Raw genomic sequence first — 14,188 nt, 5'->3', positions numbered from 1 at the left:
CATGCCGGGCGGCGTTCCGGTTTTCGGATGCGCCGCAAGGCCGATGGCGTCGATCTCGCTCAGGGCGTCAGTAGGCCGTGGTCTGTGCCTCCAGATACTGCTTCAGGAAGGTGTACTTGGCCTCGCTGTCGGCCGCGGGGAGCGGCGCGAAGGCGTCGCCCAGTTCCATCGTCGAGGGCTTCGTCGTGCGCAGGGCGGGCCAGGCGGCGAGGCCGCGGCCGTTGGGGTCGCCGGTGGCCGTGAAGCTGGCGACGTACGAGGACACCTTGTCGGCGATCGTGTAGTCCTCATCGGTCCAGGGGCGGTCGGTGCCGGCCAGGCCACCGAAGAGGTAGTACAGGTCGGACCCGTGGTAGGCGCCGGCCGACGCGGCGTCCTGGGCGGGCATGATCGGGTTGGTGGTGTCGGAGCCCGGCGGGACGTGCGTCCACCAGTAGTACTGGGCGGCGGCATCGGTGTCGGTGGTGGCCGGGTAGAGCTTCAGGAAGTCCGCCGCCCGGTCGCCGAAGGTGGTGGTCGCGTACGCCTGGAACTGGGCGACCGTCATGGCCAGGGTGGGCGAGGCGCCGTTCTCGTCCTTGCTGTTGCCGGTGAGGACCGGGATGCCGTACTCGGTACGGGACTCCATGGCGCCGGTGTAGGTGGTCGGCAGGACGTGGCCGTCGAGGACGTTGCCGAAGTCGGTGCCGGCGGTCGGGGCGCCCGGCGCGTACACCTTGGTCACGATCTCGTCGGCGCTCAGCGCCCGCAGGTCGGCCAGGGAGGAGGCGCCCATGTAGTCGGCGAACGCGGTGCCGTTGGCCTCGGCCGCGGCCAACGTGTCGTAACCGCCCGCCACATGGCCGAGGGACGGGTCCTTGGTGTACTGCACGCCGGAGGAGAGCAGCCCCCGGTGGAACAGGCCCCGGGCCAGCTTCGAGATCATCAGGATGTTCACGAACGAGGAGCCGTGCGACCAGCCGGCGAGGGTGACCCGGTCCGGGTCGCCGCCGAACGCGGCGATGTTGCGTCGGATCCACTTCAGCGCGGCCACGGTGTCCTGCGCGCCCCAGTTGCCCGAGCCGTGGCCGGTCTCGGCGCTCAACTCGGGGTGGGAGAGGCTGCCGAAGGCGCCGACGCGGTGGTTGAAGGTGACGACGACCGCGCCCTTGGACGCGAGGGTCGCGCCGTCGTAGACCGGCTGGCCGGACCACATGGCGCTGTTGCGGCCGCCGTAGATCCAGACGAAGACCGGCCGGCGTTCGTGCGAACTCGCCGCGCCCGTCCAGATGTTGAGGTTGAGGCAGTCCTCGCTCAGCGGGGGCACCTTGTCGGCGTCGATGCCGGTGACCGGCTGCGGACAGGCCGGACCCCAGGCGTCGGCCTTGCGGACGCCCGTCCAGGACGGGGGCGGCTGCGGGGCACGCCAGCGGTTCTCGCCCGCGGTCGAGGCGGCGTACGGGATGCCCTTGTAGACGGTGATGCCGTCGAGGGCCGCCGGGACGCCGCTCACCGGTCCGGATTCGGTGCGTACCGCTCCACGGTTGCCGGCCCGGGGCGCGGCGGACACGGGGCCGGCCGTCGTGCCGCCGAGCACCGTGGCCGCGGCAGCGGCGCCGACGGCACCGCCCAGCAGTCGGCGGCGGCCCAACTCGCTTGTGGTGGCAGGCGGTTGGGGGAGGTCTCGCAAGCTCACAGGGGCTCCCGGTCCTAGAGGGGATGGGCCGCCTCATGCTTGTGTCCGCTTCACCGCCGTCACAACAGGATCGGCGCGGACTCACAGTGTTCGCCGTGAATCCTGTGGTTGCAGCCCATGGGATTGACAAGAAAATCGTCAACGATTTCGTTGACCAGCCTTGTGTCGGGTTGGGCATGGGGCTACGGTCCTCGGCGTATCGCCCCTGTGAAGCCGCAGTTGCCTGGGATCGAACGGAGTCCGAGCATGCGCATGCTCCCCAGATGGAGCCGGTGGAAGCCCTCCACCCTCATGGCCACCTCGGCCGCCACCCTCGCCCTCGTGACGGGGGTGAGCATCGGCCTCGCGAGCGCGACGACCGGCGGTACGTCCGCGTCCGGCTCCGCCACCGCGGTCAACGCGGCCATGACCACCTCCGGTGTCGCACCGGCGATGTCCTGTTCGGGGGTGAGTTCCCTGGACCTGGCGGCCGCCGTGCCCGGCGTGCCGTTCGAGATCACCTCGGCCGCGGAGGTGGCCGCCACCGACAACACGCTCGGCACCTGGGCGTACTGCAACGTGCAGGGCGTGATCGCACCGCAGATCCACTTCCAGCTGCGGCTGCCGCAGACCGGCTGGCAGGCCAACTACCTGCAACTCGGCTGCGGCGGCCTGTGCGGCAACGTCAACACCGGTAGCGCCGCCGCCTCCTACGGTTGCGTGCCGCTGACCGACGGAGCCTTCGCGGTCGGCTCCAGCGACGAGGGCCACTACCAGGGCGGCGGCCTCTTCTCCACCGACCCGAGCCTGCGTGCCGACTTCGGCTACAAGTCCGACCACCTGCTCGCCCAGGTCGCCAAGGTCCTGGTCAAGCAGTACTACGGGCAGGCCGCCACGCACTCCTACTTCGACGGCTGCTCGCAGGGCGGCCATCAGGCGTTGACCGAGGCCCAGCGCTACCCGACCGACTTCGACGGCATCGTGGCGGGCGCCCCGGCCAACAACTTCACCGCGCTGAACACCTTCTCGCACGCCTGGACCGCCCAGTCGGTGTACCTCGACGGCGGCCCGGCCACCATCACCACGGCCGACCTCGCCCCGATCCACGCGGCCGTCCTCAAGGGCTGTGACGCACCGGCCGACGGCATCATCGCCGACCCGCTGGCCTGCGCCTGGGACCCGGCGAGCATCAAGTGCGCCGCCGGGCAGACCTCGACGGCGGACGCCTACTGCCTGACCGCCGACCAGGTCACCACCCTGCGCCGCATCTACGCCGGCCCGACCGACGAGCACGGTCAACTCCTCTACCCGGGCTACCAGTTGCGCGGCTCCGAGCTGAACTGGGCCGGCATCATCGTGCCCACGACGGCGACCGGCACCACGGGTGACCAGAACTTCGTGCGCGAGACCCTGCGCTACCAGATCTTCGACAGTCCGCAGCCGGCCCTGACCTACAAGGACATCAAGTTCACGGCCGCCTACTACAAGAAGGTCATGGAGCCCAACGAGGGCATCTACGACGCTACCGACCCGGACCTGACCGCGTTCAAGAAGGCCGGCGGCAAGCTGATCCTCTGGCACGGTCTGGGCGACCAGCACATCCCGGCCGTCGGAACGATGGCCTACTACAAGGCAGTCGAGAAGGCCATGGGCGGCGAGGCGGCCACCACCGGCTTCGCCCGGCTGTTCCTGCTGCCCGGCGTCGCGCACTGCGGCGGCGGCCAGGGCCCGGACAAGCTGGACGCGCTGACCGCGATCGTCGACTGGGTCACCCAGGACAAGGCCCCGGCCGGCCTGCTGACCCGGACGGTCGACAGCACGGGCAAGGTCACCTCCGCCCGGCCCACGTACCCGTTCCCGAACGTCGCCGAGAACACCACGGGCGGCTCGGCCGACGACCCGTCCAGCTACACGTCCGTCAGGTCCACCGCCGAAGCGAACCTGAAGCTGAACTGGATCAGTTCCTTCCGCTCCGGCTACGAACAGGTCGGCAACTGGATCCACGGCAAGTGGGTGGTCGGCAAGGGCAAGGCGTGACCTGCCGCTGACCCCGTCCGTCCAACCGGGCCCCGCACACGCGCCGTTGACGCGTGTGCGGGGCCCGGGCACGTTCAGCCACGCCGATCCGGCCGCAGCGAGGCCGGCCGGATGCCCTGCTTGCCGGGGGAGAGGATGCCGGCCGGGTCGACTCCCCGGTGACGACCTCGGCTCGCACGATGCCAGGCGCACAGCTCGGATCCGGCCTCCGGACGGCGAATCCAAATGCCCGCCGGTTACGAAGTGACCCATGGGCCGATCCGCGACCGGCGGGTCAAGAGCCTTCACCGGTACGGAAGTTGTGGCAGCAGAACCCGGGGAGTGCGGGATGACCGTTGTGTGCGTACGTTTCCAGCTGCCGTCGGCGGACGAGGCCGCGCTGCCGGGGCTGCTCGGGTTGCTGGAGGAGTTCACCCCGGTCGTGGAGGCGTTGCCGCCGGACGGGGCGCTGGCCGATCTGTGGGGCGCCGAGCGGAATTTCGGGCGCAGCGCGGTCGAGCTGGCCTCGGTGATCAGGGTGCGCGCCCTCGCCCTGTACGGCGTCGACTGCGCGATCGGTGCCGGGCCGGGCCCGATGCTGGCCCGGGTGGCGCTGGGAGCGGCCCGGCCGGGGCTGACCTGTGAGGTTCCGCGCGATCCGGACGGAATCGCGGAGTTCCTCGCGGACCGTGCGGTGGCCGCGCTGCCGGGTGTCGGTACGGCGACGGTCCGCACCCTGCGCGAACACGGGCTGGACACCCTGGGCGGGGTCGCGGCCGCCCCCCTCGCCACGCTCCGGCGGCTGGTCGGCGCGAAGGCGGGGAGCGAGCTGCACGAGAAGGCGAACGGCATCGATCGCGGCCGGGTCGTCCCGAGCGGCGGGTCCCGCTCCCTCGTCGCCGAACGCCCCTTACCCCTGGACGAGTCGGGTCCGCACGGCCACCGGCACGCCCTGCGCTCGGCCGCCGAGGAACTGGGCGCCCGCCTCCGCGCCCTGGACAAGATCTGCCGCACCCTCACCCTCACCGTGCACTACGCCGACCGCAGGTCCACGACCCGCTCCCGCACCCTCGGGGAACCCAACGCTCACTCCGCCGCCCTGACCGGGACGGCATACGACATGTACGACTCCCTGGGCATCCGGCGCGCCCGGGTCCGCGCCCTCGCCCTGCGCGCGGGTTCCCTGGGCCCCGCCGAACCGGGCCGAACTCCGTGCCGGGCCGGTCAGTTGGCCCACGGGGGAGTGATGCGGGTGCCGTCCGCCAGTTCCGCCTCCAGGCCGATGGACGTCGTGACCCAGGAGATCGCGGTCTGATCGGTCGGGTTCTCGACGCCCAGGGTCGCGCCGGGGTTGACGATCAGCGTGTCGCCCGCGGTGATGCGGTCGGTGCGGCCGTCGAGGGTGATCAGGAGTTCGCCGACGAGGAGGTGGAAGATCTCCTCGCGGTTCACCGTGTGGAGGGGCGCTTTGGTGCCCGGCGGGATCTCGCCGCGCCAGGCGCAGAGCTCCTTGCTGCCGGTGAGGGGGGTGGCGTACGAGACGAAGCGGGCGCCGTGGATCTCGTGAGTGACGGCCTCGGACGTGCGGATGATGGGCATGGGTGACTTCCGTTCGGGTCGGTCGGGCCCGGATGGTCAAGCTGCTTGACCATCTCTGCGACTCTCATAGTCAAGCTGCTTGACCAATTCGTCAAGGGTGTTTCAATGCCTCCGTGCACAACTCCGAGGCCATGGCCCTGTCCGCCGCCCTGCTCGCCGTCGCCGGTGAGCTCACCCAGCGCATCAACGACGGTGTCGTCGCCCGGGGATTCGAGGGGATGCGGCCCGCGCACGGGTTCGCCTTCACCCGGCTCGCGCCGGACGGGGCGACGGTGACCGAGCTCGCCGTCCATCTCGGCGTCACCAAGCAGGCCGCCAGCCAGCTCGTCGACGAGATCGTGCGGAAGGGGTACGCCGAGCGGCGGCCGCATCCCGTCGACGCGCGGGCCCGGCTGATCGTGCTCACCGAGCGGGGGTGGGCGTGCACCCGGGCCGCGGAGGAGGCGGCCGGTGAGGTGGTCCAGGGGTGGGTTGGAGTCATCGGTGAGGGTGAAGTGCGGGCGTTGCGTGATCGATTGGGGCGTATCGCGCCCTATGGTCCGATCAGGCCTGCCTGGTGACGGTTCATCAAACGCCTACTCCAACAGCTACTACCGAGTCAGTTATCACTGGAAGTTTTTACTGACGCGTAACTTCACACTTGCACTACTCGCCCGTAACTTGACGAGTGAACAGCATCCTTCGTGATCCGGATCACAGGGCGTAAGGCCATCGCAACTCCCTTGAGCCGCAAGGAGATCACACGATGCTGCCCTGGAAACGAGTGCTCAGACCCCTGTCCGCGCTGCTGCTGGCCGCCGCGGTCGCCACCGTCCCCGCCGCCACCGCAGCTCAGGCGGCCGACGCCACCGCGAGCTCGTCGAGCGGCTGGAACGACTACTCCTGCAAGCCGTCCGCCGCCCATCCCCGTCCCGTCGTCCTGGTGCACGGCACCTTCGCCAACTCCGTCGACAACTGGCTGTCCTTCGCGCCCTATCTGGAGGACCGCGGCTACTGCGTCTTCTCCCTGGACTACGGCCAGCTGTCCGGCGTCCCGATCGTCTACGGTCTCGGCCCCATCGACCAGTCGGCCGAGCAGCTCTCCGCCTACGTCGACAAGGTGCTCGCCGCGACCGGCGCCGCCAAGGTCGACATCGTCGGCCACTCGCAGGGCGGCATGATGCCCCGCTACTACCTCAAGTTCCTCGGCGGAGCGGCCAAGGTGAACACCCTGGTCGGCATCGCGCCCAGCAACCACGGCACCGACCTGGACGGCTTCACCAACCTGCTGCCGTACTTCCCGGGCGCCGCGGACTTCCTCTCCACCTCGACCCCGGCGCTGGCCGACCAGATCGTCGGCTCCGCCTTCCTCACCAAGCTGAACGCGGGCGGCGACACCGTCGCAGGCGTCCACTACACGGTGATCGCCAGCAAGTACGACGAGGTGGTCACGCCGTACACCAGCCAGTACCTGAGCGGATCCGACGTGCACAACGTCCTCATCCAGAACCTGTGCTCGCTCGACCTCTCCGAACACGCCCTGCTCGGTCTCACCGACCGGATCGCCTTCCACGAGGCGGCCAACGCCCTCGACCCGGCGCACGCCACCGCCACCACCTGCGCGTCGGCGCTGAGCTGACGCACGAACGGGGCCTGTCCGACCTGAGCCGCCGGACAGGCCCCGCCCCCCGTTGTGGCCGCTAGCGGCCGTGGCGGCCGCCGGTGGTCGCGCGGCGGCGGAGCGAGGCGAACAGGGTCGCCGCGCCGAGCGCCAGGGCGGCCGCGCCGCCGATGGCGAGATACGGGGTGGTGCCGCTGCCGCCGGTCTCCGCGAGGTTCTCCGAAGTACCGGCCGCCTCCGGCTCGTTGGCGGCGACCGGCTCGGTGCTCGGTGCGGCGGTGGCCGGCTCCGCGGACGTACTCGCGTCCTGGTCGCCGTGGCCGTGGTGCTCGACCGTCGACTTGTCGGCACCGTCCGCGATCTGCTCGTCGGAGGGCGCGGAGGCGGCCGGGGCCGGGGTCGCACTGCTCGTCGTACCGCCGCCCGAACTGCCGCTGTCGCTGCCCCCGTAGGTGACGTCCGAGCAGGAGTAGAAGGCCTCCGGGCTGTCCGAGCGCTGCCAGATCGCGTACAGGAGCTGCTTGCCGGAGCGGGCCGGGAGCGTGCCGGAGAAGGTGTAGAAGCCGCCCGCGGCGACCGGGTCGGTGGCCGTCGCCACCGGGTTGGCGAGGTCCAGGTCGGCCCAGGCCAGCGGCTTCGTCGGGTCGTAGCCGGCCTTGGTGATGTACACCTTGAAGGTGCCCTTGTGCGGGGCCGTCACGCGGTACTTGAAGGTGTACGAGCCGCTCTGCACGCCGGTCGCCGACCAGTCTGCGCGGGCCAGGTCGAGGCCCTTGAACTCGTCGTTGTTCGCGCTGCACAGCTTGCCGTCCGGGATGAGCGTCCGGTGCTGCCCGTTGGCGTCGCCGATCCGGATGCCGTTCCAGTCGTAGAGCGCCTGGGTGCCGCCGGCCGCGACCGTCGCCCTGCACGCGGCCGACTTCGGGCTCTCCGGGTTCTCCGCGTAGCACTGCGCGACCCGGCTGACCGGGTCGCCCATCGTGCCGTGCGCGGACGCCGGGGCGGCCGCGAGGGCGGTCAGGGCGAGCGGGGCCGCGCCGAGGGCGGCGAACGTGACGACCTTGCGGCGGCGTGTTGGCATGGGGGAACTCCTTGAGGCGGGTGATCAGAAGCTAGCCCCAAGGAACCGTGGAATCGCCTGCTGGAGGCGGGTGATGGTGATCCTTATGCTCACGTTAAGGGAGTGCTGAGACTGGGATCAGGTAGGTACCGTGCCCGGCATGGGAGACGATGAGATCCGGGCGGCCGTCGCCGCCGACGTACCGGCCGTGAAGGCCGTGACCGACGCCGCGTACCACCACTACATCGAGCGTATCGGGGTGGTGCCGCAGCCCATGGAGCGGGACCACGCGGCGTGCGTGGCGGCCGGGCAGGTGTTCGTCACCGGCGATCCCGTGGTGGGCCTGGTGGTGGTCGAGGTGTACGACGACCATCTGTACCTCGACAACATCGCCGTCCACCCCGACGCCCAGGGCACGGGCGTGGGGCGCCGGCTGCTGCACTTCGTGGACGCACGCGCGCGTGCGCTCGGTCTGCCCGAGGTCAGGCTCTACACCAACGCGATGATGTGGGAGAACCAGAAGATCTACCCGAAGTACGGCTACGAGCTCGTGGAGCGACGCGTGGACGGCCCGTACGACCGCCTGCACTACCGCAAGCGGCTGGACTGACCGGACCGACCGCGCTCGGTCAGCCGTCCGGCCACCAGGTGCGTGCGATGTCCTTGCGCACCTCGGGGCGTCCTGCGGGACGCTCGTCGACTTCCTCGCGGACCTTGCGGGAGTCCGTCTTCCTCAGGGGCTTCTGCACAGTGGTCCGGCGCATGGCTGCCTCCTTCAGTGCCTACCGTCTTCCGCGTTCTCACGGAGGTAGACCCTTTGGGGGAGGGTGACTCATCGGTGCCGGTCTGTCAGTGGCGGCTGTCACGATTCGATTGTCAGTGGCGGGTGTCACTCTTGGCCCCATGACACATGACAGCGAGGGTCTGACCGGGGCGGATGCGAGCGCGGGCATGGACTGGGACGCGCAGGCCGCCACTTTCGACGACGAACCGGACCACGGACTGCGCGACCCGGAGGTCCGGCGGGCGTGGGCCGAGCGGCTGCGCGACTGGCTGCCGGGACGCGCCTCGGACGTCCTCGATCTCGGCTGTGGCACGGGCAGCCTGTCGCTCCTCGCCGCCGAGCAGGGACACCGCGTGACCGGCGTGGACAGCTCCCCGGCCATGATCGACCTGGCGCGGACCAAGCTGGCCGGACGTGACGCGGCGTTCCTGACCGGTGACGCGGCGGCACCGCCCGTGGGCGAGCAGCGCTTCGACGTGATTCTCGTACGGCACGTGGTGTGGGCCCTGCCCGACGCCGGCCGCGCCCTGCGGCACTGGCGCGGGCTGCTGCGCCCCGGCGGCCGGCTGGTGCTGGTCGAGGGCGTGTGGGGGACGGTCACGCCGGCCGGCATACCGTCCGACGTGCTCGCCGGCCTCGTCGCGCCGCTCGCCGCCGAGGTGCGGGTGGAGCGGCTGTCGGAGGAGGCGGCGCTGTGGGGCGGGGAGGTGCACGACGAGCGGTACGTGGTGGTGGCGGAGGTCTGAGGGCCGGCTCAGGGCCACAGGTGCGGCTCAGGCCAGCAGGGCCTCGAGGCCGCCTCCGCGGGCCAGCGCCTCCAGCTCGTCCAGCGCGGCGACGGCGGCGGCCGCGGCCCGCGGGTCCGACTCCGACAGGCCGCTGTCGGCGAACTCGTCCTCGTCCAGGCGGAGTACGGCCGTGCCGTCCGCGGAGACCCACAGGTCCAGGTCGAGATCCTCGACGACCAGCTCGGCGCCGGAGAGCACGGCGGGCCGGGTGATGTCGCAGTACCAGCCCTTCAGCGCGCCCTCGGCGTCCCGGACCGCCTTCACCGCGTACCAGCGGTCCCGCCAGTAGTACTCGGTGAAGACGTCGCCCGGCTCGAAGCGGACGAAGCCGAAGTCGCGCACCCCCGCGCCGGCCCAGGGGGCGCTCACGGCGACCCGGGTGCCGTCGTCGCCGAGCAGCTCGGCGCCGTAACGGATCTTCGTGCGGCCGGCCTTGACCAGGACGACCTCCAACCGGCCCGTCTGCTCAGCCGAGTTCGCGGACAAAGCGCACCTCCGTACCGCAGATCTCGTACCCGAACCACTTGTTGATCGCGAGCATCGGCTCGTTGCCCGCGTCGTTGCCCGTCAGGGCCTCGGTGAAGCCGGCGGCGCGGGCGCGGTGCAGGGAGGCGTTCTTGGCGAGCTTGGCCAGGCCCCGGCCGCGGAAGTCGCGGGAGGTGCCGGTCATCGCGGTGGCGTAGCGGCCGGTGGCGGGGTCCGTGTGGGCCACGCTGAACGCGGCGGGGCGGCCGTCCACCACCGCGACCATCGTCAACTCCCGGTCGAGGAGCGGGTGTTTCCAGTTCTCCTCGATCCAGTTCTCGTAGTCGCTGAACTCGGTGTCCACGTCGCTCGGTTCGTCCGAGGCCGTCTCCGCGTCCAGCTCGAACAGCGGGCGCGGGTCGTCCGCGAACTCCGCGGCGCTGCGCAGCTCGACGCCGGGCGGCGGGGTCTGCGGCGGCGGGAGGGGGCCGGCGGCCAGGTCGAGGCGGAGGAAGTGCGCGGAGCGGCTGGCGTGATAGCCGCGCCGCTCGGCGAAGGCGCGGTTGGCCGGCTCGTCCAGCACCCAGGAGAACAGCTTCGTCGCGCCGTACGCGGAGAGGTGGTCCTGCGACGCCCGCACCAGGAGTTCGCCGGCGCCGCGGCGGGTCCGGTCCGGGCGTACGTAGATGTTGAGCATGCCCTGGCCCGGCTCGGGGCTGTCGTGCGCGAGCTGCACCTGGGCCGTGCCGATCACCTCGCCGTCCTCCTCCGCGACGAGGGACCTGAAACGGGCGTCGGGGTGGGTGCGGGCGAGGCGGTGCACGATGGCGTCCGGGGTCCACACCATGTAGGGGAGGGCCAGGTGCCGTACCCGGGCGAAGGCCTCGACGTCGGCGGGGTCGTCAATGCGCAGGTCGCGCACGTTCAGTGTCATTGGGCGCACGCTATGACGGGACACGCGCGGACGCCTCTCATTTTCCCGCCTCCCATTCTCCGGTGGGTGCGGGAGAATCGGCAGCGTGACCTTGAAGATCCACATCGACGACAGCGCGCCGCCGTACGAGCAGGTGCGGGCGCAGATCTCCGAGCAGGCGCGGGCGGGGGTGCTGCCCGTCGGGTACCGGCTGCCGACCGTGCGGGGGCTCGCGGAGGGGCTGGGGCTGGCGGCCAACACGGTGGCCAAGGCGTATCGGGCGCTGGAGAGCGACGGGGTGATCGAGACGCGGGGGCGCAACGGCACGTATGTGGCTGCCGCCGGCTCGGCCGCGGAGCGGGAGTTGGCGTCGGCGGCCCAGGCCTATGCGGAGCGTGCTCGGCGGCTGGGGTTGGGGGAGGCGGCGGCGCTGGCCGCTGTGCGCGATGCGTTGCGGGCGGGATTCGGGGAGGGCTGAGGGAGGTTCGGCACCGCCGGGATGCGCCGCGGGGCTTGAACGCCGTTGCGGCGGACATCAGGTGACTGAGGACAAGGCTGGCGCCGGCCAATCGGCCCCGCGCCCCGGAGTGCCTACAGATACAGCCCCGCGCCCCGGACCACCTACAGATACAGCCCCGCGTCCGCCCCCTCCCGCGGATCCGGTACCGATGTCGGGGACGTGCCGCGGCGCAGGGCGTACAGCTCTGCCAGGGTCGCGCCCTCGCGCCCGACGCCCTCCTCCGTGCCGAGCCAGCTCACCGCCTCGCGGCGGGTCAGGGCGCCCACCTCGATGCGGGCCAGGCAGCGGCCGGGGCGGACGACCGCCGGGTGGAGGCGCTCCAGGTCCTCGTTGGTGGTGACGCCCACCAGCACGTTGCGGCCCTGGCCGAGCAGGCCGTCGGTGAGGTTGAGCAGGCGGGACAGGGCCTGGCCCGCCGTGTGCTTGGCCTCGCCGCGGATCAGCTCGTCGCAGTCCTCCAGGAGGAGGAGACGCCAGCGGCCCTTGCCCGTGCCGTCCTCCTCGCCGATCGCGATGTCCATCAGATAGCCGACGTCGGAGAAGAGCCGCTCGGGGTCCAGGACGCAGTCCACCTGGCACCAGTCCCGCCAGGAACGGGCGAGCGTGCGCAGGGCGGAGGTCTTCCCGGTGCCCGGCGGGCCGTGCAGCAGCAGCAGGAGCCGGCCCGCGATGTCCTCCGGGGTCGTCTTCATCAGGCGGTCCATCGCGTCCGCGACCGGTGCCGTGTAGTTGTCCCGGACCTCGTCCCAGGTGCCGGCGGAGATCTGCCGGGTCGTGCGGTGCGGGCCGCGCCTGGGGGAGACGTACCAGAAGCCCATCGTCACGTTGTCCGGCTGGGGTTCGGGCTCGTCCGCCGCGCCGTCCGTCGCCTGGTCGAGGACCTTCTTCGCCAGCTCGGCGGTGGTCGCCGTGACCGTGACGTCCGCGCCCCGGTTCCAGCGGGAGACCAGCAGCGTCCAGCCCTCGCCCTCGGCCAGCGTCGCGCTGCGGTCGTCGTCGCGGGCCACCCGCAGCACCCGCGCGCCGGACGGCAGGAGCGTGGCCCCGGAGCGGACCCGGTCGATGTTGGCCGCATGCGAGTACGGCTGCTCGCCCGTCGCGAAGCGGCCGAGGAACAGCGCGTCGACGACGTCGGACGGTGAGTCGCTGTCGTCGACGTTGAGCCGGATCGGCAGCGCGTCGTGTGGGTTCGCAGACATGGCGTCCATGATCCGGCACGGGCGCCCCGCGTGCATCCGGTTTCCGTAGTGCGCCGGGTGTGTCGGCTGTGTCCTCGTGTCTCCTTCGATGTCCCCTCCGTCCTGTTACGAAGCTGTGGATTTACGACATCTGCCCGATCGGGGACCTCCCCCGTTACTGTTTTCCCGATGGGACGTCATGGGTGGACATCGGGGGCACGGCGGTGGCAGCTCACCGCACTGCTCGGCGTGGGCATGGCCGCACTCGCTCTGATCGTGACCCTGATCAACACGCTTCCGGACAGCGGAGACGGCACCAGGGGCACCTCGAAGAACGGCGACACCGTGCACGGCACTCCGGTGACCCCGCCGGACCAGGACAGCCCCGACGTCGGCTGGGGCTTCACACACACCCAGTACAGCGCCGACGAGGGCAGCGACACCGCGACCGGTCGGGTCGAGAAGCTGATCTCGGACGCCGGCGGGCTGCCGCAGGACCAGGCGATCATGGGCTGGGGCGCCGACAACCCCGAGCCGGTCAAGGGGCGTTACGACTTCGGCGCGATGGACCGCCGTATCGACTTCATCCGCAAGTCCGGCGGCACCCCGGTGGTCACGCTGTGCTGCTCGCCGGACTGGATGAAGGGCGGCAAGGCAGGCGTCGACAGCACCGACTGGAGCCAGTCCGCGCTGGAGACCGCCCCGCTGCCCTCGCACTACGCCGACTTCGCCGCGCTCGCCGCGACCGTCGCCAAGCGCTATCCGGACGTGCGGCACTTCATCGTCTGGAACGAGTTCAAGGGCTTCTGGAACGACTCCAAGGGCCGCTGGGACTACGAGGGTTACACGAAGCTGTACAACCTCGTCTACAAGGCGTTGAAGAAGGTCGACAAGGACATCATGGTCGGCGGGCCGTACCTGGTGATGGACAGCGTCGACCCGCGCGCGGACGAGGCGTCGAAGACCTTCAAGGGGCCGTGGGGCGCGATGGACCAGCGGGTCCTCGACGCCTTCGACTACTGGAACAAGAACAAGGTGGGCGCCGACTTCGTCGTCGTGGACGGCTCCAGCTACACCAACGACGACGAGATGCTGCCGAACGAGTTCGGGGCCACCGACAAGCTGACGGCCGTGGGGCAGTGGGTGCGGCAGCAGACGGACGACCTGCCGCTGTGGTGGGCCGAATACTACGTCGAGCCCGCCGACGGCAACGACGAGCGCAAGGGCTGGTCCGAGACCCGCCGGGTCGCCGTCCAGGCCGCGGGCATGATCGCCATGGTCAAGGGCGGTGCCTCCTCGGGCTTCTACTGGAATCCGGAGGACGAGAAGGGCGACGACTGCCCCGGCTGTCTGTGGACGCCGACGGACAGCTCGGACGGCGGCAAGGAACTGCCCATGTTCGGCCTTGTCTCCCGCTTCGACAAGGAGTTCCCGCCGGGGACGACCTACAAGACGGTCTCGATCGCCGCCGACGACGTGCCCAACGTGCGCGTGCTGGCCACCGACAAGACGGTCCTGGTGGTCAACACCCTCGGCCGGACGATCAGCGCGGAGATCGACGGCAAGAAGTTCGACATGGCCGCATACGAAGTGAAGTGGCTCACCAGGTAA

Annotated in this window: 15 protein-coding genes; 8 read left to right on the top strand and 7 right to left on the bottom strand. The window is 70.9% G+C overall.

Annotation, left to right across the window (positions count from 1 at the left end; all coding sequences use genetic code 11):
- Positions 1–67: 67 nt before the first annotated feature.
- Positions 68–1,675, bottom strand: coding sequence for a carboxylesterase/lipase family protein (locus ACQEWB_RS10175; protein ID WP_432829289.1), 1,608 nt, complete (start codon positions 1,673–1,675; stop codon positions 68–70).
- A 246-nt stretch (positions 1,676–1,921) separates the two neighbouring features.
- Here ACQEWB_RS10175 and ACQEWB_RS10170 point away from each other — a divergent pair, with 246 nt between their 5' ends.
- Together ACQEWB_RS10170 and ACQEWB_RS10165 are read left to right on the top strand one after the other, a co-directional pair.
- Entirely contained in the window at positions 1,922–3,691 is a 1,770-nt protein-coding gene (locus tag ACQEWB_RS10170) for a tannase/feruloyl esterase family alpha/beta hydrolase (protein ID WP_432829287.1), read from the top strand.
- 328 nt (positions 3,692–4,019) lie between these two features.
- Complete coding sequence (locus ACQEWB_RS10165; RefSeq protein WP_432829285.1) at positions 4,020–4,985, top strand: DNA polymerase Y family protein; 966 nt, start codon at positions 4,020–4,022, stop codon at positions 4,983–4,985.
- On the opposite strand, the gene ACQEWB_RS10160 is transcribed toward ACQEWB_RS10165, so the two are convergent.
- A complete protein-coding gene (locus ACQEWB_RS10160; RefSeq protein ID WP_432829283.1) occupies positions 4,895–5,269 on the bottom strand; it encodes a cupin domain-containing protein in 375 nt (124 codons plus the stop codon). The genes ACQEWB_RS10165 and ACQEWB_RS10160 overlap by 91 nt on opposite strands.
- Positions 5,270–5,382: 113 nt before the next feature.
- Here ACQEWB_RS10160 and ACQEWB_RS10155 point away from each other — a divergent pair, with 113 nt between their 5' ends.
- Positions 5,383–5,829 (top strand): MarR family winged helix-turn-helix transcriptional regulator, encoded by a 447-nt coding sequence (locus tag ACQEWB_RS10155; RefSeq protein ID WP_432829281.1) that lies wholly within the window; start codon positions 5,383–5,385, stop codon positions 5,827–5,829.
- Positions 5,830–6,014: 185 nt separating this feature from the next.
- Positions 6,015–6,887 (top strand): esterase/lipase family protein, encoded by an 873-nt coding sequence (locus ACQEWB_RS10150; RefSeq protein ID WP_432829279.1) that lies wholly within the window; start codon positions 6,015–6,017, stop codon positions 6,885–6,887.
- 61 nt (positions 6,888–6,948) lie between these two features.
- On the opposite strand, the gene ACQEWB_RS10145 is transcribed toward ACQEWB_RS10150, so the two are convergent.
- Entirely contained in the window at positions 6,949–7,950 is a 1,002-nt protein-coding gene (locus ACQEWB_RS10145; RefSeq protein WP_432829277.1) for a lytic polysaccharide monooxygenase, read from the bottom strand.
- Between the two features lie 139 nt (positions 7,951–8,089).
- Here ACQEWB_RS10145 and ACQEWB_RS10140 point away from each other — a divergent pair, with 139 nt between their 5' ends.
- Positions 8,090–8,539, top strand: a complete 450-nt coding sequence (locus ACQEWB_RS10140; protein WP_432829275.1) for a GNAT family N-acetyltransferase — start codon at positions 8,090–8,092, stop codon at positions 8,537–8,539.
- Positions 8,540–8,558: 19 nt separating this feature from the next.
- Here the strand turns inward: ACQEWB_RS10140 and ACQEWB_RS10135 are convergent, their stop codons facing one another.
- The gene (locus ACQEWB_RS10135) at positions 8,559–8,693 is read right to left on the bottom strand and encodes a hypothetical protein (protein ID WP_432829273.1); all 135 of its coding nucleotides are present in this window, start codon (positions 8,691–8,693) and stop codon (positions 8,559–8,561) included.
- 139 nt (positions 8,694–8,832) lie between these two features.
- On the opposite strand from ACQEWB_RS10135, the gene ACQEWB_RS10130 reads away from it, so the two are divergent.
- The gene (locus ACQEWB_RS10130; protein ID WP_432829271.1) at positions 8,833–9,459 is read left to right on the top strand and encodes a class I SAM-dependent methyltransferase; all 627 of its coding nucleotides are present in this window, start codon (positions 8,833–8,835) and stop codon (positions 9,457–9,459) included.
- Positions 9,460–9,486: 27 nt separating this feature from the next.
- Here ACQEWB_RS10130 and ACQEWB_RS10125 read toward each other — a convergent pair whose 3' ends face one another.
- Entirely contained in the window at positions 9,487–9,987 is a 501-nt protein-coding gene (locus ACQEWB_RS10125) for a DUF402 domain-containing protein (RefSeq protein ID WP_432829269.1), read from the bottom strand.
- Positions 9,968–10,900 carry an N-acetyltransferase family protein gene (locus tag ACQEWB_RS10120; RefSeq protein ID WP_432829267.1) on the bottom strand — a complete coding sequence of 311 codons (933 nt, stop codon included), beginning with the start codon at positions 10,898–10,900 and terminating at the stop codon, positions 9,968–9,970. Before ACQEWB_RS10120 ends, ACQEWB_RS10125 begins: the two co-directional genes overlap by 20 nt.
- An 85-nt stretch (positions 10,901–10,985) precedes the next feature.
- Here ACQEWB_RS10120 and ACQEWB_RS10115 point away from each other — a divergent pair, with 85 nt between their 5' ends.
- Positions 10,986–11,357, top strand: a complete 372-nt coding sequence (locus ACQEWB_RS10115; RefSeq protein ID WP_432829265.1) for a GntR family transcriptional regulator — start codon at positions 10,986–10,988, stop codon at positions 11,355–11,357.
- Between the two features lie 143 nt (positions 11,358–11,500).
- On the opposite strand, the gene ACQEWB_RS10110 is transcribed toward ACQEWB_RS10115, so the two are convergent.
- Positions 11,501–12,598 carry a DUF5925 domain-containing protein gene (locus ACQEWB_RS10110; RefSeq protein WP_432829263.1) on the bottom strand — a complete coding sequence of 366 codons (1,098 nt, stop codon included), beginning with the start codon at positions 12,596–12,598 and terminating at the stop codon, positions 11,501–11,503.
- 168 nt (positions 12,599–12,766) lie between these two features.
- On the opposite strand from ACQEWB_RS10110, the gene ACQEWB_RS10105 reads away from it, so the two are divergent.
- On the top strand, positions 12,767–14,188 hold the full coding sequence (locus ACQEWB_RS10105; protein ID WP_432829261.1) for a GH39 family glycosyl hydrolase: 1,422 nt from the start codon (positions 12,767–12,769) through the stop codon (positions 14,186–14,188).

The sequence above is a fragment of the Streptomyces sp. CA-249302 genome (assembly GCF_050936785.1).
Taxonomy (GTDB): Bacteria; Actinomycetota; Actinomycetes; order Streptomycetales; family Streptomycetaceae; genus Streptomyces.
Note: the sequence above shows the minus strand (reverse complement) of the source record. Positions and strands in the feature narration are given on the sequence as shown.